We start from the raw sequence: 18,157 nt of genomic DNA, 5'->3' as shown, positions 1-18,157 counted from the left end.
CGGCTTGCGAGCGGCCTGACCCCATTCGCCGCGAGGCACGCCTCCTGCTAGAACGGGGTCGCCCGCTGCACCACCGCTCCATGTCACCTCGCCATCGGGCGAACAAGTTCGCCCCTACAAAAGCGTGACGATCTACGGACCGTAGGGGCGAATTTATTCGCCTGCAGTTGAAGGTGATAGAGGCGCGTCAGGCATCAACGGTAGCCGTGATAAACACTCTGCTACTGTTTGTGCCCATGCTTAGAATCCCCGCCGAAAGCAATTCCGCACACGCGGCCGACGGTGCGCCCTCGGCCGCGCCGTACCAGCCCAAAGCGCCGCTCAGGACACGATGACCTGGTTCTTGCCCAAGCGCTTGGCCGTGTACATGGCAGCGTCAGCGCGGGCGAACATGGCGCTGAGATCGGGGTCACTGGCCTGCAGGTAGGTCACGCCCAGGCTGATGGTGACACCGAAGCGCTGACCGTCCGGGCTCGTGAATACCAGACGCTGAATTTCGCGCTGCAACCGCTCGGCAATCTGCTCGGCGAGATCGGGCTGGCAACCCGGCAACAGCAGCGCAAATTCCTCTCCTCCGATACGGCCGAACAGATCACCGCGGCGCAGCACTGATGACCCACACTGGGCCACACGTTGCAGCACCTGATCGCCCATCTGGTGGCCGTGGGTGTCGTTGATGCGCTTGAAGTCATCGATGTCGAGCAGCTGGAAGGCCAGCGAGGTTGCGTACTGTCGGGCTAGATCGAATTCACGCTGAGCACATTCGAAGAAGTAGCGACGGTTGCTGCTCTGCGTCAGTACATCGATGGTAGCCAGACGCTGCAGCTCACCTTCGAGCTGCTTCTTTTCGGTGATGTCTTCGGCAATGCCGACGATGATCGTGCCGTGCGAGCTGTCCGCCTTACGCGCGATGAAGCACTTGTCGCTGAGCCAACGCAACTGCCCGTCCGTGCGGATGATGCGGTACTCGCGCTCCTCGACCGCCCCCTTGTCGAGTACATCGAGCATGCTTTGCTGGGCGTATTCGAGATCGTCCGGGTAGATGCTGTTTCGCCACTCGCCGAAGTCCGACAGCAGCAGCGCAGCAGAACGGCCGAAGATCTGCTCGTACGCCGGGCTTACGTAAATCATTTGCTGCGCTTGCCAGTCGAAGGCCCACAGCACGGCATTGACCGCGCCCATGAGGGTGCTGAAAAGCTGCTCGCGCTCGCTCAGTCGCTCGACTTCAGCGCGTGCGTGCATCAACGCCAGAAGCGTTTGCGCCTCCGTTGGCGGAAGAATGCCAACGCCCTTTTCGCTTCGCTGCTTCACCAGATTCATACCTGCGTTCCAAAAATGGCGCCAGGCACCGGCGGAGACCCGCTGGGTAACTGTCGCAATGACACCAGAATGCAGTTCAGAGAGTGGCGGATGGGCAAAGTTCCGAATGCCTCATCCGCTATGTGACGCACTGATCAGAGGTCACGCAAGGGCGACGGCCGGCTTTAGCGAGTAGGTCCTAAGATGCTCGGCGAATTCGCGCAGCGACTGGATTCCGCTCGCTTCGGCGTCCTGCACCCATTGCTTCATGGCCGCCAGCATTTCGTGGCCATTGGCACTGGTGCGAGTCCAGATTTGCTGCAGCGCCAGGCGTTGCTCGTAGATTACCCGTAGCGAATGGCTCTGCTTGAGGATCACCTCGATACGCGCTTGCTGATCATCCTGGAGCAAGCTTGGCTCGCGTGACAGCAAACGCTTGGCGCGCCGAAACTGGTGCCGCACCGAGGCGTCGGCACGCTGCAGCTCAAGCTGAACCAGCGGCTTGATCACCAGCTTGCGGTACTGCGCCATGATCTGGAACCGGTTGTTGAGGATCGCCATGGCGCTGTCCATGTCCAGCTGATGCTTGGCCGTTACCCTGTGGGCGATGGGTGCGGTGCGGTTCACCTTGGCCAGGCCGAACAGGCTGAACAGCTTGATCCAGGCCCAGCCCATGTCGAACTCCCATTTGCGCACCGACAGCTTGGCCGAGTTCGGGTAGGTGTGGTGATTGTTGTGCAGCTCTTCACCACCGATGAGGATGCCCCAGGGTACGAGGTTGGTCGCCGCGTCCCGGCATTCGAAATTGCGATAGCCGATCGCGTGACCCAATCCATTGACCACGCCGGCCGCCCAGACCGGAATCCAGATCATCTGCACAGCCCAGACGGTCAGGCCGATCACACCGAACAGGGCCAGATCGATACCGAGCATCAGCACAATGCCGAGATTGGGTAAACGCGAGTACAGGTTGCGCTCGATCCAGTCTTCCGGGCAGTTCTTGCCATAGATGCGCAGGGTCTCTTCGTTCTTTGACTCTTCTTTGTACAGCTCGGCGCCCCGCCGCAACACGGTGCTCAACCCTTTTTGCACAGGGCTGTGCGGATCGTCCGGTGTTTCGCATTTGGCGTGGTGCTTACGGTGGATGGCCGTCCACTCGCGGGTGTTCATGGCCGTGGTCAGCCACAGCCAGAAGCGGAAAAAATGCTTGATCACAGGGTTCAGCTCAAGCGAGCGATGAGCTGAATAACGGTGCAGGTACACGGTAACCGCAATGATGGTGATGTGAGTCAGGAGCAGGATGGCCGCAACCACCTGCCAGGCGGAGAGGTCGAGAATACCGGTGTACCACATAGTGTCGCTGCCTCGCGGTGTAGAGTCCGGCCCGCAGACACGGACCTGTGCGCATTATCCCCCCTGCTCGGCTGGATACGAGGCCGTCTGTCGTTCTGCCACGGTTTTTCGTTTCAGCGTCTGACAGAAACAAAGAAGCCTGCCGATAGACATCAAGGCACGGCCTCTGCTTTCCCTATAGCATATGGCCATCACCTCTCAGATCCGTTCCTTTGAACCTGTAGGTCGCTTGCGGAATCGCTTGAGGCTGCGCGGGTCGGTGGCTAATCAGAACCATGAACACCTCTCCCCGCCCCACCGATCCGCGCTGGATCCTAGGCATCGGCAGCCTGCTCCTGGCGTTGTTGTTCGGCGTGCTCGCCTATAACGATTTCCAGACACGGGATGCCGTCTGGGAACTGCAAATGGAGCAGCAGGGAGAGCTGCAGGCGCTGGCACTGCGCAGCGCACAACAAGGACTGGAAGACCAGGCGCGGATGATTGCCACCACGCTTGGTACCGACCCGGAGACGCTTCGCCTGGTTCGTCAGGCCGACCGTGCGATCAAGGCCGGTGCCCAATGGCATGGCCCGCGGCTGATCCGTATCCGACAGCAACTCACCGCTGCGCTGACGCCCGCCTGGCAGGCCATGCGTACCCATGGTGCGCTACAGCTGCAGCTGTATTGGGGCGAGGCCGGTATTGCCCTGCTGCGCATGCATGATTCGGAGGCGTTCGGCGACGCCGTCGCCGATCATCGACCGCTGCTCTACAAGGCTCTGACCCAGGGCCAGGTCGTCTCCGGGCTGGATATCGGCCATCACAGCGCGGGCAACCGGGCGATCGTGCCGATTCGTGCCAGCAGCAACCCTCGCAGCGAGATCGTCGGCGCGTTGGAGGTCGGGTTTGGCATTCTTCCGGACTTGACCCAGCTTGGCAGCCGACTCAACGCCGGCTTGGGCCTGCTGGTCAATCGCGCCGAGCTCGAAGAAGTGCTCTGGGCGCGACCTGTGGGCATTCAGCTCGACGGCCTACGTGGATGGCTGCTCGATACGCACTCGGCACCGCAGATCCTGCACTGGGCACAAAGTCAGTCGCTTCCGGCGCCCGAAGCAGGGTTGGCGCTGCGAATGCTCGAATCCAACGGTCGCAGCTTTCTGCTCAACCAGGTTCCACTGCATGACGTCAGGGCCGAGCAGCAACCTGGGCGCCTGCCGATGGCCGTCGCGCTGGTCTGGCGCGACATTACGTCGGCGATACGTGAGCAGCAGCAGGCGGAGCGGCGCCTTCTTCTGAAGTGGGGAATGGCTTGGGCCACGGCCCAGATCCTGTTGCTGGTGCTGGCGTTCATGCTCCATCGCCGCGGGATTCTTCAGCGCGTCCATCAACTGCGCTCGATGCAGCAGGAGCGTAACCGCAGACGCTTACTCGAGCGGGGACAGAAGATCGCGACCTTGCTACCGGGAATGGTTTTTCAGCTGAAGCGCTCTCCGGCAATCACCTACAGCGTGCTCTATGCCAGCGAAGGCGCCAGGGAAATCTATGGTGTGAGCCCGGAACAGCTGATCGAAAACGCCGCCGTTGCACTCGCGGCGGTCTACGATCCTGATCGGCCAGGATTGAGAGCGGCCATAGAGCGCTCCGCAGCTGAACTCGGCAGCGGCTGCACGCGCTATCGCATCAAAAATCCTGAAAAAGGCCTGATATGGGTGGAAGTACGAGCCACCGCCGAGCCTCTGCGCGACGGGTCCGTGCTCTGGCATGGCTTCATCGCCGACATCACGCCACTGATGACCACCACCCTTGCGTTGAGTGAAAGCGAAAGCCGCTTCCGCAGCATGGTCAGCAATCTGCCCGGTGTGGTTTACCGTCGCTCCGGTGACGCCGACCGCACCATTCGGTACATGAGCGATGGCATCGAGCGGCTCACAGGTTATCCGGCCAGCGACTTCATGGTTCCAGGCAAGCGGCTGTACTGCAGTTTGCTTCACCCGGATGACCGCGACAGCTGGCGGAGCGACAGCGAGGATCAGTTCGAGCACACCTACCGGCTGATCAATGCCCATGGCGAGACGCTCTGGGTGCAGGAGAACAGCCGGGCATTGCGCGACGAGGAGGGCCGGCTGCAGTGGTACGACGGTTTCATCTGGGACGTGACTGCCCGCGCGCACGCCGAGCGCGAAGCCAACGAACGGGAGCGCTACGTCCGCCTGCTGATCGCCAACGTGGTCGATGCAATCATCATCATCAACCAAACCGGGCTGATCGAAACCTTCAACCACGCCGCCGAACGTACCTTCGGATACAGCGAGGAAGACGTGCTCGGGCGTAATCTGTCGATGCTCATGCCCGAGCCACACCGCGACGTGCACGATGTGCATCTGCAAGACTACGAGCGGCGCGGCGAAGGTCGCAGCCTGGAGCAGAACCGCGAGTTGCAGGCGATTCGTCGTAACGGCGAGATCTTCACCATCGAGCTGCGAGTGTCGGAAATCAGCCACAGCGGCGAGCGCAAGTTCATCGGGCTGGTGCGCGACATCACCGAGCGCAAGCGCATCGAGCAGATGAAGAGCGAGTTCGTCTCGGTCGTCAGCCATGAGCTGCGCACCCCACTGACTTCTATCTCCGGCGCGCTCGGGCTGATTCTCGGGGGCGCGGTTGGCGACGTACCGTCTGCCATGGGGCACATGCTCGGTATCGCCCAGCAGAACAGCCAGCGCCTCGGGCTTCTCATCGGCGACCTGCTCGACATGGAAAAGCTGGTCGCCGGACAGATGAGCTTTCAGCTGCATGCGTTACCGCTTGGGCCGCTGCTCGAAGATGCGCTGCGCTCCAATCAGGCCTATGCCGATCAACTCGGCGTACGCTTCGAATTGGGTGAGCAAGCGCCGGTCACGGTGATGGTGGACGAGCTCCGTCTACAACAGGTGCTGGCGAACCTGCTTTCCAACGCGGCGAAATTCTCCCCCACTGGCGAAGTCGTAATCCTGAGCAGTCACCTGCGCGACGATCAGGTGCGGGTCAGTGTCCGCGACTTCGGCCCCGGCATTCCGCAGACCTTCCGCCAGCGGATATTCCAGAAATTTTCCCAGGCGGACTCGTCCGATACCCGCCAGAAAGGCGGCACCGGCCTTGGCCTGGCAATCAGCAAGGAGCTGATCGAACACATGAATGGACGCATAGGATTCGATTCCGAGCTCGGCGAGGGCGCCTGCTTCTGGTTCGAACTGCCTGCGCAGGACTCGGTTTAGCAGACTATTTTTCTACCGTGCCGCGTCAGTCATTGTGCAAGCTGGCAAACTGCTTGCTTCTGAGCGCGCCACGTACAGCTGTCGGAGATCCTGCATGAGCGAGCTGAAACGGATTCTGCATGTCGAGGACGATCCGTCTATCCAGGCGGTCGTGAAAGTGGCGCTGGAAGCGATCGGTGGGTATCAGGTCAGATCCTGCTCATCCGGCCAGCAGGCGCTCGACGAAGTAGAGGCGTTCGACCCGCAGTTCATCCTGCTGGATGTGATGATGCCCGGCATGGGTGGGCCGGAAACGCTGACCAGACTCGGCGAGCTGTTGGACCTGGGACGGATTCCGGTGGTGTTCATGACTGCCAAGGTGCAACCGAGTGAAGTCGAGTCTCTGCGCAAACTCGGCGCCCGCGACGTGATCGTCAAACCTTTCGATCCGATGCGCCTGGCCAGCCAGATCCAGGCAATCTGGGACACCGGCGGCGCCGGACCAGCCCATTAACCCAGCGAGAGAATCGAGCAGATGGAGCCACCGAAGTCGATGCCGGCATCCTCCCCGCCCCGCGAGCTTTCCAGGCTGGCGGCGCTGCTGCGTTATGAGATTCTCGATACGCCGGATGAGACCGCTTTCGACGACTTCACCCAGTTGGCGTCCTACCTCTGCGATACGCCTATCGCGCTGATCTCGCTGGTCGATGACCACCGCCAATGGTTCAAGAGCCGACTCGGCCTGGACGTCAGCGAGACCGCCCGAGAACTGTCGTTCTGTACCTATACCATCGAAGCCCCGGGTATTTTCGAGGTCAACGACGCCCGCCTCGACCAGCGCTTTCGCGACAATCCACTGGTGACCGGCGACCCGCATATCCGCTTTTATGCCGGCGCGCCGTTGACGACACCGGACGGTTACAACCTCGGCACGCTCTGCGTAATCGACCGCAAGCCGCGCCAGCTGAGCGAAGCGCAGCGCGGTGCCCTGATGCGCCTGAGCCGGCAGATCATGCGTCTGTTCGAGGAGCGCCTGCAGGCCCATCGCTACGCCGAGCAGGCGGTCTTGCAACAAGCGCTGCTCAACAGTGCCGCAAGCGCCATGCTGGTCACCACGGCCGAGGGCAAGATCTCGGGCGTAAATCCGACCGCCGAGCGCCTGTTTGGCTACTCGGAACGGATGCTCATCGGCCAGCCGCTGACCTCGGCCCTGTTTCCGCTGGACGCGCTGTCGCGCCGCGCCGCCATCCTCAGCAATGAGCTGGGCGAACCCATCGCACCGGGCTTCGCCGTGCTGACTACGCCGCTGCAGGAAGGCCGTCGCGAAATGCGCGAGTGGCGCCTGCGCCATCACAACGGCGGCAGCGTGCCGGTGCTGCTGAACGTTTCCGCGATACACGATGAACGCGAACTGCTGCGCGGCTACATCGTCAGCGCCTATGATCTGGCCCATCAGGAACATCTGCAGCTGCGCCTGCAACAGATCGCCGCCCAGGTTCCCGGCATGCTCTTCCAGTTCTGCTGGCGACCCGACGGCAAGAGCTCGTTCCCCTACCTCAGCGAAGGGGTCGAGGACATATATGGCCTGAGCGCGGCCGAAATGGCGCCGACCATCGCGCCGATCTACGAGCGGATTCATCCGGATGACCGCGAGCACGTGCTGGCAAGCATCCGCCATGCAGCCTCAACCCTCACGCCGTGGCAGTTCGAGCACCGTATCGACCACCCGAAAAAAGGCCGCATCTGGGTCGAAGCCCGCGCCACACCGATGCGCCAGCCGGATGGCTCGGTGCTGTGGCATGGCCTGGTGACCGACATCACCGAGCGCAAGGGCGAGCAGCTCGAACTCGACAAGCAGCAGGAAATGAACCGGCGCCTGCTCGAAGCGCTGTCCGAGGCGGTAGTGGCCTGCGATGCCGAGTGCAACCTCACCCTGTTCAATAACACTGCCCGTCGCTGGCACGGGCTTGATGCCCAGCAGATCGCGCCGGAACAATGGCCGGTCGCCTATCACCTGTTCCACGCCGATGGCGTCACGCCGATGACCATGGACGAAGTTCCGCTGATCCGCGCGCTGCGCGGCGAGCACATACGCAACCTGGAAATGACCATCGTGCTGCATGGCACGCCTCGCTACGTACTGGCCAACGCCGACCCGATGTACGCCTCGAACGGTCAGCAGAACGGCGCGGTGGTGGTGCTCCACGACATCACCGAACGCAAGCAGATCGAGATCCTGCAGCGCGACTTCGTCTCCACGGTCAGCCATGAGCTCCGTACGCCGTTGACGTCGATTACTGCCTCGCTGGGCCTTATCTGTGGCCAGGTCATGGGTGAAGTGCCCGAACACCTGCATGAACTGTTGGACATCGCCCAGCAGAACAGCAAACGGCTCAGCGCGCTGATCGACGACCTTCTGGACATCGACAAGCTGAACGCCGGCAAGATGCGCTTCGAATTGCAGCAGCAACCCTTGCAGCCGCTGCTGGAACAGGCGTTGCGCAGCAATCAGGGCTACGCCGAGAACTATGGGGTGTCCATCGAGCTGGGCGACTGCCCGGCGGTATCGATCAACGTGGATACGATGCGCCTGGAACAGGTGATGAGTAATCTACTGTCCAACGCGGCGAAGTTTTCACCGCCCGGTGAGCGCATCGAACTGTGGGCTGAGGCAACAGAGGACCGAAAGGTCCGGGTCAACGTCCGTGACAAGGGCCCGGGCATCGCCGAAGGCTTCCGCGGGCGGATTTTCAGCAAGTTTGCTCAGGCCGATTCGTCCGATACCCGGCAGCAAGGTGGCACCGGGCTCGGGCTGGCCATCAGCAAGGAGCTGATCGAGCACATGGAGGGGCAGATCGGGTTCGACTCGACCCCCGGCGCGGGCGCCTGTTTCTGGTTCGAGCTGCCTTGTCAGCCGATGCACGAGCGGTCACCTTGAAACCCCTGCAGCGCATCCTTCATGTCGAAGATGTTCCCTCCATCCAGGTCGTGACCCGCATTGCGCTGCAGAAGCTGGGTGGCTTCGACGTTCTCAGCTGCGCATCGGGCCAGGAAGCGCTCGATCAGGTCCGCCAGTTCGAGCCGGACATGATCCTGCTTGATCTGTCGTTGCCAGAGATGGACGGCATCGAGCTGCTGCGCCAGCTCGCCTCCGTGATCGACCTGCAACACACGACGGTGGTATTGCTGACCGGTCAGGCGGACGATCCCGCAGATCCGGCCGAGCTGCGACGGCTTGGGGTGCGCAAGCTGCTGAAGAAGCCTTTCGACCCGCTTCAACTGGCGACACAACTCAAAGAAGTATGGAATGCCGAACATGAATGACAGCGCTGGCGATGCGCTGAAAATCCAGCTGCAAGCCCTGAACGAGAAGTTCGCTGAACGTCTGCGCGATGAGCTGGCGGAACTCGAACAGCGCGCCGACCGGTTGCTGCAAACCCGTGAGCAGGAACAGCGCCGGCAATTGATGCTCGAGCTCAATGAGCGCCTGCATCGACTGGCAGGAACGGCAGGCACTTTTGGTTTCGGCGCATTGGGCGAGCAGTCACGCTTGCTGGAGCAACGCACCGAGGGCTGGCTCGAAGCGGCAAAACCCAGTGGTCAGGCGCTTGCTGCCATCATCAAGGCCATCCAGCAGATGGTTGCGACCGGGCGGTCGGGCGCAGCGGTCGACAGTCAGCAGACTGATGAGGAGCATCCGGCGGTTCTGGCGGCCGGCTGTCGCGTCTACCTGCTGGAAAGCGATGTCACTGCTGGACAGGCGATGTGTCAAACATTGGGTAACTTCGGCTACGAAGTGCTGCTGTTTCCGGAAATATCGTTGCTGCATACCGCTGTCCAGGGTCAGCTGCCGGATGCACTGATCGTGAGTCAGCACGATGGCGAGCTGGACGCTATCCGCGCGTTGCAGCAAGGCTTCGATTCGCCGTTGCCCCTGCTGGTAGTCGGCCACCGGGTCGACTTTGGCAGCCAGCTGGCTGCGGTGCGCGCCGGAGCGAAAGGTTATTTCACACGTCCGCTGGACATCACGCAGCTGGAAAACAGTCTGGAAAACATCCTCGAGCTACAGCTGAGCGAGCCATACCGGGTATTGATCATCGATGATGATGAAGACCTCGCTGCCCGCTACAGCCTGGTGCTGCGCAACTCCAAGATGCACGTGCAGACGCTCAGCGACCCCAGCCAGTTGTTCGATGTCATGCGTGCATTCGATCCGGAAATGGTACTGCTTGACATGAACATGCCGGATTTCACCGGCATCGAACTGGCCCAGATGATTCGCCTGAATGACGAATGGCTAGGCGTGCCAATCGTCTACCTGTCTGCCGAAACCGACATCAATCGGCAGATGGACGCCATGCTCAAGGCCGGTGATGACTTCATCACCAAACCCATCAGCGACAATGCGCTCACCGCGGCGGTGTTCTCCCGCGTGCAGCGGGCACGTTCGCTGAGCATGGCGCTGTCGCGCGACAGCCTGACCGGCCTGCTCAAGCACGCCGATATCAAGGAACAGGTGGCGCTCGAGGTCGAGCGCGCCCTGCGCAGCGGCAAGCCAACCAGCGTGGTGATGCTTGATCTTGATCACTTCAAGCAGGTGAACGACCAGTTCGGTCATGCGGCCGGTGACAACGTGATCCGCTCGCTGGCCAACCTGATGCGTCAACGCCTGCGTCGCATAGACAGCATTGGCCGCTACGGTGGCGAGGAGTTCGTTGCCGTGCTGCCCGATTGCCCGGCCGAACAGGCCAGGCGCATCTTCGATGAAATCCGCACCCGCTTCGCTGCACTGAGCTTTCATGCCGGCGCGCGTACATTCGGCGTGACGCTCAGTGCCGGCATCAGCGAGACCGACGGCCAGTCCAGCGCCGGTGCGCTGCTCGAACTCGCCGACCAGGGCCTGTACGTCGCCAAGCACAACGGTCGTGATCAGGTACAGGTCGCATCACCGCGCTGACGCTCAAACGTGCAAGACCAAGCGAACCGCTACGACATTGCCGGACTCCAACTACACTGCACCTACCCCGCAGCAGCTCGCGGGCGTCTGACATGAGACGGAGGGCGCGGCGTTAGGCAATTGCTCGCAACCGCCGGAACTGTCTTCAACCGGCGTAAGGAGTACCGGTTTGCACACGAAAACTACGATCAGCTGGCATACGCTCGCCTTCCTGATTGCCTTCTTCCTGCTCGTCGCGCTTGGGTGGGAGAGCAAGCGCACCCAGGAAGCCGTGCTCTCGACGAACCATTCAGTCGCTCAGAGCCTGGAAATTATCACCGCCACCCAGGCGATCTTCTCTTCGCTGCAGGACATCGAGACAGGCTCGCGTGGCTTCGTCCTCACTGGTCAGGACGAGTACCTGGCCCCTTATGAACTCGGCCTGCAGCAACTGGAAGCGCACCGCCGAAGCCTGCAGCAACTGGTTGAGGATCGAAGCTACCCGGATTGGCGCTGGTTCGAAGAAATCGACCGCAACATGGGAGAGCGCTTGATCATCGCTGCCGGCAACATCCAGGCACGCCGTGACCAGGGTCTCGAGGCGGCCGCCAAGCGCCTGACGCAGGCGGGTGGCAAGCAGATCATGGATCGTTTGCGGATGCTGCTTACCTCCGTTGAGCAACAGGAACGTCGGCGGCTGGCCGCTGCCAACCGCGCGGTGGGCGAGACCATCGAACGCAGCCGCCAACTGGCTCTGATCGGCAGCTTGATGGTGGCGTTGCTGTTCATCGCGGCCTTCTGGGCAATCCGTCGTAATCTGCAGATTCGCCAGGCACTGACAGTCAAGGCACAGGCCGGCGAAGCGCGACTGGGCGCGCTGCTGCAGGCGATTCCTGACGATCTCTATGCCATCGACGACCAGCACCAGGTGTCGTCCCTGACACAGGCGAACGACACACGCGGACCGGCACCGGCAACCATCGAACCTCTGCTAGTCGAACTGCTCGAACAGGCCGAAGCATCTCACGAGCGACGGCAGACGACCTGGTGCGAAATGGACGGTCGAAGGACCTTCGAGGTTCGCCTCGTTCCGACCGGGCTGGGTGATCACCTGGCCATTGCCCGCGATGTCACCGAACTTCAACGCAGCCGCGATACGCTCGAGGAGCAGAAACTGTTCCTGCGACGGGTCGTCGATACCGATGACAATCTGATTTTCGTGCGCGATGAACACGGTCGCTTTCTGCTATGCAACAGCGCCTTCGCGACGCTGCTCGACAGCCAACCGGCAGCGATCGAGCAGCGTCGCGCCGAGGATGTTCCCGGCGCGACGATGATGTTGCCGCTACTGCAGGGTGAGGCCGAGCTACTCGGCGGCAGCGGCGAACTGCGCACCACCGAGGTCGGGCTGACCGATGCGCTCGGGCGTGAACGCTGGCTACAGATACTCAAGCGCCCCATGACCATGCCAAGCGGGGCCTGTTATGTCGTGACCGTCGCGGTGGATATTTCGCTTCGGCGGCGCATGGAGCAGATGAAGACCGAATTCATCTCCACCGTCAGCCACGAGCTCCGCACGCCACTGACCGCCATTCGTGGCGCACTCGGCATGCTTGTCGGCGGAATAGCCGGGGAGATAAGCGACGGCGCACGCCCGTTGCTGGACATCGCGCACAAGAACAGCGAGCGCCTGGTCCGCCTGATCAATGACATCCTGGATATCGAGAAGCTTGAAGCCGGCCGACTGCCGTTCCACTTCAGCCGCTGCCACGTGCAACCTCTGATCGAGCAGGCCCTGAGCGACCTGAAGCCCTACGCAGACGAATACAGCGTGACCCTGAGGCTGGATCTACCGGATGACGGGATCCGCGCTGACATCAACCTCGACCCGGACCGGTTTACCCAGATCATGGCTAACCTCCTGTCCAACGCGATCAAGCACTCGCCCGCCAATGGCGTGGTTAGCGTGGACGTACGCAGCGACGGCGACAGCGTTGAAATCGGCGTACGTGACCAAGGCCAGGGCGTGCCCGAAAACTTCCGCTCGCGAATTTTCGAGCGTTTTGCCCAGGCTGACTCGTCCGACGCACGCAAGCGCGGCGGCACCGGGCTGGGTCTGGCGATCACCCATTCACTGGTGCAGCAGATGCACGGCCGGATCGGCTTCGATTCGCAGGAAGGCCAGGGCTCGCGGTTCTGGCTGAAGTTTCCGCTGGCACCCGAGCATGTCGCAGTGGCCGACGCCAAGCCTGCCCCACTCTCGAAATCGGTTACGGCCCCAGCCCGGCCCTCTCCGCGCATTCTGGTTCTCGAGCCCGATTCACCCTCCGCCGAACAACTGGCCGGCGCGTTGCAACAACAGGGGTACTCGACGCTCATCGCCGCAACCGCTGCCCGGGCCCGGGATCTGCTGGCCGAGTTTGACGTACAGGCGCTGACCCTCAGCCCTGCCGTGAGCGATGAAGACAGCATCGCGTTCTTGCAGAACCTGCGCAGCCAACATGCGTACCGCCATCTGCCCGTCCTTATCGTCAGCCTCCAGCCACAGCGCCGCGACAACGACGACGGCGCGCTGCGTGGCGGCGCGGTCGGAGTGGTCGATTGGCTGCACAAGCCGGTCGACCCGTCACGCGTGATGGAAGTGGTGCGCACCTGCCTCAGCACAGCCGGCGCTCGCCCCAAGGTGCTGCATGTCGAAGATGACGAAGATCTGCGCATTCTGCTGGCACGGCTGATTGCTTCGCTGGATATCGACCTGGACGGCGCCGCCGACCTCGCCGAGGCTCGCAGCCTGCTAGCCAGACGGCACTATGACCTGGCGATCATCGACCTTATGCTGCCGGACGGCGATGGCAGTGAGCTGTTCGACCAGCTGGCGCAGAGCGAACCACCGCCTCCGGTCATCATCTTCTCCGCCCTTGATCTGCCTGTTCAGGACAGCCGCCTGGCCCTGCGTCAGTTGGTCAAGTCCCGTCACGACGGCAGCGAACTGGCGGCCCTGATCCAACACTTGCTTCACCACTGGCCACCTGGCCATTCCGACGATTCAAATGAGGTCAACGCATGAGCGATTCCGGCAGCCAGCGCATCCTGATGGTGGAGGACGAGGAAGACATCGCCTTCCTCATCCGTTTCATGCTCGAGCGGCACGGCTTCATCGTCGATCACGCCGCAGATGGTCGTCAGGCCATCGAGAAGATCACCCAGTCGACGCCACCCGACCTGACGTTGATGGACATCATGCTGCCTTATCACGACGGCCTTGAGCTGGTCGAACGATTGCGCGCCCAACCGGGATGGGAAAGCGTGCCGGTGTTGATGCTCACCGCCAAGGCGCGCGAGGTGGACATCGTGCGCGCACTGGAGCTGGGCGCGGACGACTATGTGACCAAACCCTTTCAGCCGGAGGAACTGCTGGCGCGCATCCGCCGTTTGCTAAGGAGACCGCGATGAGCCGACTGCTGCCGGCGCTGGCCTTCGTCCTCCCCGTAATGCTCGCGCCTTCGTTGGCAGCCGCTGATGTCGCCACCGCACAACGACAAGTTGATGCGCAGCAGCTCGACGCCGCCGAGGCGACGCTCGAAGCTCGGCTGATGCGCCAGCCCGACGACAGTGACGCGCAATTTCTGCTGGCTCGGGTGCGCGCTTGGCAGGGCCGTCCCGAGCAGGCACTGCCGCTCTACGAAGGGTTGCTGCAGCGCGAACCGGACAACGCCGACTATCTGCTGGGCCAGGGTCAGGCACTGCTGTGGGCGGCCCAACCGCAGGCTGCGCTGGTTTCGCTGGAGCGGGCCGCCCAGATCGCACCGGACTATGCCGAGGTGCAGCAAGTCATCCAGCAGGCGCGAGCGGCGCTGACCTCGCCGGTTAGCGCCACCGCTCCGCAGGCCGCAGCACCGACGCAGCGCCGTCATGAGCTCGAGTTGTCGGCCCGTCAGGATTGGCTGGACAAGGGCTTCGACAACTGGCGCAGTCAGCGACTCGACTATTCCTCGACCCAACCCGAGGGGCTTGGCTGGTACAGCGCCTTGCTGCGTGAACAGCGCTTCGGCGAATGGGACAACGGCGTCGAAGCGGGCGCAGTCATCGCGCTGGATGACAACTGGACCCTGCAGCCCGAAGTCGGCTATCAGCCGTCGCCCTACTTCCTGCCCGAGTGGCACGCCGACCTGCGTCTGCAACGTCGTCTGCCGGCGGGCTTTCTTGGCGCGGCAAGCGTCCGACGCACCCAGTACGAAACCACGCGGGTCGACCGATTGGCGATTACCGCCGAACGCTACTGGGATTCCTGGCGCGCCGGTTACACCTTGAACGTCACCGACGTAGCCAACGCCGGCACGCCCATCGGCCACGATCTGGCGCTGGATTATTACTATCAGGGCCTCAGCTATGCGGGCCTGCGCCTCACCGTCGGCGAAGAAGAAGCAGTCGAGGAACAGCAGCTAATCACCAGTGATGTACGTGCGCTCAGCCTGCAGGGCCGGCACTGGTTGGACGAGCGCTGGGCGCTGACCTGGGAAGTCGGCCATCACCGCCAGGGCGACTACTACACGCGGCGCTGGCTGCAGCTCGGCCTGCGTCATGCTTTCTGAGCTGGCGCTCAGCTGCCCTGCGTGGCTCTGCGAGGTGCCGCGCAATGCCTGGCTGGCCATCTGGCCAGAGGATGCGATGCTCCAGCTCGCGCTCTACTGCGCCCTGGGCCTGGGCGGTCTCACCCTGCTGGTGATGATCCAGGTAATGCTGCTTGGTGAAGTCGCGCGGCGCCGGGCCACGCGCCGGCAGTCATTCAATGATCAGTGGCGTCCGTTCTTTGCCCTCTGCAGTCTTGATGACGAGCTGCCGGAGCCGGTGCCCGCGCTGCCTCGGGGCCGTCAGCTGTGGTTTCTTTTGCAATGGAACCGGACACAGTTACAACTACGCGGCGCCGCGCGGGAGAGGATGAACCGCGCACTCATCGCGCTCGGGATGGACCTACATGCCCTGACGCTGCTGCGCGGCAGGGTGCGCGGCAAGCTGATCGGGTTGACCTGCCTGCGCCACCTGGCCGATCAGGCGCATTGGGATGCTGTGCAACCGCTGTTGATGAATCGCAACGTGATCGTCTCCCTTTCCGCCGCTCAAACCTTGATCGCCATGGATGCCGTGCGTGCGATGCAGCTGATCCTGCCCGCCGCCGTGACGCGTCTCGACTGGGCCTTGCCGCGTCTGGCCAGCCTGTGCCAGAACGCCGGCGAGCAGGCGGTCACCCTGCCGCTGCTAATCTCGCTGGCCGGCTCCGAAGATCCGCGCCGAGAGCGGCTGATCCCCTTGCTGATTCATGGCGACCCGCGCCACGCCGCGCCCTGGGCGCGTGCCCGCCTCGAAGAAAACGCGGCACCGGAGCAGTTGCAGGTCGCGCTGAGGTGCCTCTGCGAGCTGGGCGATCCGCGAGACCGGGTCCGGTTGCTGCGCGCTGTTCAGCACAGCGATGCCGACGTCAGACTGGCAGCCCTGCAAGCCTTGCACAAACAAGCGCGCAACGAAGACAGCGAGGTATTCATGCCGCTTCTGGCCGATCCCAGCTGGTGGGTGCGGCAGGCCGCTGCCGACAGCCTGGCAACGCTGCCGGGCGTAACCGCCGTCAGCCTGCAGGCGCTGCTCAATCAGGTGCAGGACCGTTACGGCCGGGATGCGCTGCGCAGGGCCATTGCGGAGGTAAAGCGGTGAGCATCGACTGGCTCTGGTGGCTGCAACTGGGCTTCATCCTCTACTTCTTGCTGCTCAATGGCATGTACCTGCTGCTCAACGTGCTGTCGATGATCAGTCTCATGGGTTACATCCGCCAACGCGCCGAAACTGGCGAGATCGCCCCTTATCTCGGCGTGGAGCCGCCTGTATCGGTGCTGATGCCCGCCTTCAACGAAGAGGCCACGATCCGCACTTCAGTTCGCTCGATGTTGCAGCTGCAATACCCGGAATTCGAAGTGATCGTGATCAACGACGGTTCGAAGGACAACACACTCGCGGTGCTGATCGAGGAATTCGAGCTGGTGCCGCACCCTGAGCCGCTGCGCCAGGCCGTCACCCACCAGCCGGTACAAGCCATCTACCGTTCACGCCGTTACTCAAACCTGCGGGTCATCGACAAGGCCAACGGCGGCAAGGCCGACGCGCTCAATGCAGGCATCAATGCTGCGCGGCACGGGCTGTTCTGCGGGGTGGACGCCGATTCAATCCTTCAGCGCGACAGCCTGCTACGCGTGGTCCAACCATTTCTCGAAGACGAACGCACTGTCGCCGCCGGCGGCACGGTACGGATCGCCAATGGCTCAGAGGTGCGCGGCGGCTTTCTAATCCGCGCCGGTTTGCCGAGCAATTGGCTGGCACGCTTCCAGATCGTCGAGTACCTGCGGGCATTTCTCTTCGGCCGCCTCGGCTGGTCACCGATGAACGCGGTGCTGATCATCTCTGGCGCCTTCGGTCTGTTCGACCGCGAACGGGTCATGGCCGTCGGCGGCTATCGCACCGACACCGTGGGCGAGGACATGGAACTGGTGGTGCGTCTGCACCGTTATCACCGCGAGCACCGCATCCCGTACCGCATCCGCTACCTGCCCGACCCGATCTGCTGGACCGAATGCCCCGAAGACCTCGGCACCCTCGGCCGACAACGCAGCCGCTGGCAGCGCGGGCTGGCGGAAAGCCTCGGCCGTCACGCCCGCCTCGCCTTCAGCCTGCGTGGCGGCGCGCCCGGCTGGCTGGCCTGGCCGTTCATGGCGCTGTTCGAATGGATAGGCCCGCTGATCGAGCTGATCGGCTACGGGTTCATGATCGGCGGCTTCGCCCTGGGCGTGGTGTCCTACGCTGCGCTGGCTGCGTTCCTGCTGGTCGCCATCGGCATGGGCATCCTGCTCTCGGTTAACGGCCTGCTGCTTGAAACCATGTCGTTCCGCGTATACGAACGCCGCCGTGACATGCTGCGGCTGTTTCTCATGGCAATACTGGAGAACTTCGGCTATCGCCAGCTGAACACCGTCTGGCGCTGCCGCGGTTTGTGGCAATGGTTTTCACGCCGCAAACATCAATGGGGCGCCATGCGCCGCAGCGGCCGCTGGGGACAAGGCTAGTGGGATGGGTTGGGCCTGCGATACCCATCGGCCAGCCCCCAGGTCTGATGGGTATCGCTTCGCTCAACGCCATCTACGCCGGGAACCGCCGCGAGCAGTCGCGTCCGTACAGCGGCTAATCACGCCCTCACCTATTCACCGGGTTGGTGTCGCGGTGGATGGGAAAAGCAACATCCACCCTACGGCCCTGGAACTCCGCAGAACGTAGGATGGGTTGAGCCTGCGATACCCATCGATGAGCCCCCAGGTTTGAT

At 62.7% G+C, this 18,157-nt stretch carries 12 protein-coding genes; 10 read left to right on the top strand and 2 right to left on the bottom strand.

The features are described from left to right. Positions 1-321 precede the first annotated feature (321 nt). Together NA619_RS07765 and desA are read right to left on the bottom strand one after the other, a co-directional pair. Positions 322-1,320 carry a GGDEF domain-containing protein gene (locus tag NA619_RS07765; RefSeq protein ID WP_255961208.1) on the bottom strand — a complete coding sequence of 333 codons (999 nt, stop codon included), beginning with the start codon at positions 1,318-1,320 and terminating at the stop codon, positions 322-324. Positions 1,321-1,461: 141 nt separating this feature from the next. Further along, entirely contained in the window at positions 1,462-2,652 is a 1,191-nt protein-coding gene (desA, locus tag NA619_RS07760; RefSeq protein ID WP_255961207.1) for a delta-9 fatty acid desaturase DesA, read from the bottom strand. Positions 2,653-2,927: 275 nt separating this feature from the next. On the opposite strand from desA, the gene NA619_RS07755 reads away from it, so the two are divergent. From NA619_RS07755 to NA619_RS07710, 10 genes are all read left to right on the top strand, one after another. Next, positions 2,928-5,882, top strand: coding sequence for a PAS domain S-box protein (locus NA619_RS07755; RefSeq protein ID WP_255961206.1), 2,955 nt, complete (start codon positions 2,928-2,930; stop codon positions 5,880-5,882). A gap of 94 nt (positions 5,883-5,976) precedes the next feature. Then, the gene (locus NA619_RS07750; protein WP_255961205.1) at positions 5,977-6,375 is read left to right on the top strand and encodes a response regulator; all 399 of its coding nucleotides are present in this window, start codon (positions 5,977-5,979) and stop codon (positions 6,373-6,375) included. 21 nt (positions 6,376-6,396) lie between these two features. After that, positions 6,397-8,799: a PAS domain S-box protein gene (locus NA619_RS07745; RefSeq protein WP_255961204.1), complete on the top strand. Its 2,403-nt coding sequence runs from the start codon at positions 6,397-6,399 to the stop codon at positions 8,797-8,799. After that, positions 8,796-9,185 carry a response regulator gene (locus NA619_RS07740; RefSeq protein WP_255961203.1) on the top strand — a complete coding sequence of 130 codons (390 nt, stop codon included), beginning with the start codon at positions 8,796-8,798 and terminating at the stop codon, positions 9,183-9,185. Before NA619_RS07745 ends, NA619_RS07740 begins: the two co-directional genes overlap by 4 nt. Then, entirely contained in the window at positions 9,178-10,818 is a 1,641-nt protein-coding gene (locus NA619_RS07735; RefSeq protein ID WP_255961202.1) for a diguanylate cyclase, read from the top strand. Before NA619_RS07740 ends, NA619_RS07735 begins: the two co-directional genes overlap by 8 nt. 169 nt (positions 10,819-10,987) lie before the next feature. Then, on the top strand, positions 10,988-13,864 hold the full coding sequence (locus NA619_RS07730) for a CHASE3 domain-containing protein (RefSeq protein WP_255961201.1): 2,877 nt from the start codon (positions 10,988-10,990) through the stop codon (positions 13,862-13,864). Then, entirely contained in the window at positions 13,861-14,250 is a 390-nt protein-coding gene (locus NA619_RS07725) for a response regulator transcription factor (protein ID WP_255961200.1), read from the top strand. Before NA619_RS07730 ends, NA619_RS07725 begins: the two co-directional genes overlap by 4 nt. Then, positions 14,247-15,389 carry a YaiO family outer membrane beta-barrel protein gene (locus tag NA619_RS07720; RefSeq protein ID WP_255961199.1) on the top strand — a complete coding sequence of 381 codons (1,143 nt, stop codon included), beginning with the start codon at positions 14,247-14,249 and terminating at the stop codon, positions 15,387-15,389. The genes NA619_RS07725 and NA619_RS07720 overlap by 4 nt, the downstream gene beginning before the upstream one ends. Continuing rightward, positions 15,379-16,503 carry a HEAT repeat domain-containing protein gene (locus NA619_RS07715; protein WP_255961198.1) on the top strand — a complete coding sequence of 375 codons (1,125 nt, stop codon included), beginning with the start codon at positions 15,379-15,381 and terminating at the stop codon, positions 16,501-16,503. The genes NA619_RS07720 and NA619_RS07715 overlap by 11 nt, the downstream gene beginning before the upstream one ends. After that, the gene (locus NA619_RS07710) at positions 16,500-17,903 is read left to right on the top strand and encodes a glycosyltransferase family 2 protein (protein ID WP_255961197.1); all 1,404 of its coding nucleotides are present in this window, start codon (positions 16,500-16,502) and stop codon (positions 17,901-17,903) included. The genes NA619_RS07715 and NA619_RS07710 overlap by 4 nt, the downstream gene beginning before the upstream one ends. The last annotated feature ends 254 nt before the right edge of the window (positions 17,904-18,157 follow it).

Source organism: Stutzerimonas stutzeri, from assembly GCF_024448895.1.
In the GTDB taxonomy this organism is placed as follows: domain Bacteria; phylum Pseudomonadota; class Gammaproteobacteria; order Pseudomonadales; family Pseudomonadaceae; genus Stutzerimonas; species Stutzerimonas stutzeri_Q.
The sequence above is the reverse complement of the archived record's forward strand: the minus strand, read 5'-3'. Positions and strand labels throughout refer to the sequence as shown.

What these genes read in the sequence shown, in the direction of transcription:
- NA619_RS07735 (WP_255961202.1), top strand. Translation starts at nt 9,178, where the DNA reads ATGAATGACAGCGCTGGCGATGCGCTGAAAATCCAGCTGCAAGCCCTG.
- NA619_RS07750 (WP_255961205.1), top strand. Translation starts at nt 5,977, where the DNA reads ATGAGCGAGCTGAAACGGATTCTGCATGTCGAGGACGATCCGTCTATC.
- NA619_RS07745 (WP_255961204.1), top strand. Translation starts at nt 6,397, where the DNA reads ATGGAGCCACCGAAGTCGATGCCGGCATCCTCCCCGCCCCGCGAGCTT.
- NA619_RS07765 (WP_255961208.1), bottom strand. Translation starts at nt 1,320, where the DNA reads ATGAATCTGGTGAAGCAGCGAAGCGAAAAGGGCGTTGGCATTCTTCCG.
- desA (WP_255961207.1), bottom strand. Translation starts at nt 2,652, where the DNA reads ATGTGGTACACCGGTATTCTCGACCTCTCCGCCTGGCAGGTGGTTGCG.
- NA619_RS07720 (WP_255961199.1), top strand. Translation starts at nt 14,247, where the DNA reads ATGAGCCGACTGCTGCCGGCGCTGGCCTTCGTCCTCCCCGTAATGCTC.
- NA619_RS07725 (WP_255961200.1), top strand. Translation starts at nt 13,861, where the DNA reads ATGAGCGATTCCGGCAGCCAGCGCATCCTGATGGTGGAGGACGAGGAA.
- NA619_RS07715 (WP_255961198.1), top strand. Translation starts at nt 15,379, where the DNA reads ATGCTTTCTGAGCTGGCGCTCAGCTGCCCTGCGTGGCTCTGCGAGGTG.
- NA619_RS07755 (WP_255961206.1), top strand. Translation starts at nt 2,928, where the DNA reads ATGAACACCTCTCCCCGCCCCACCGATCCGCGCTGGATCCTAGGCATC.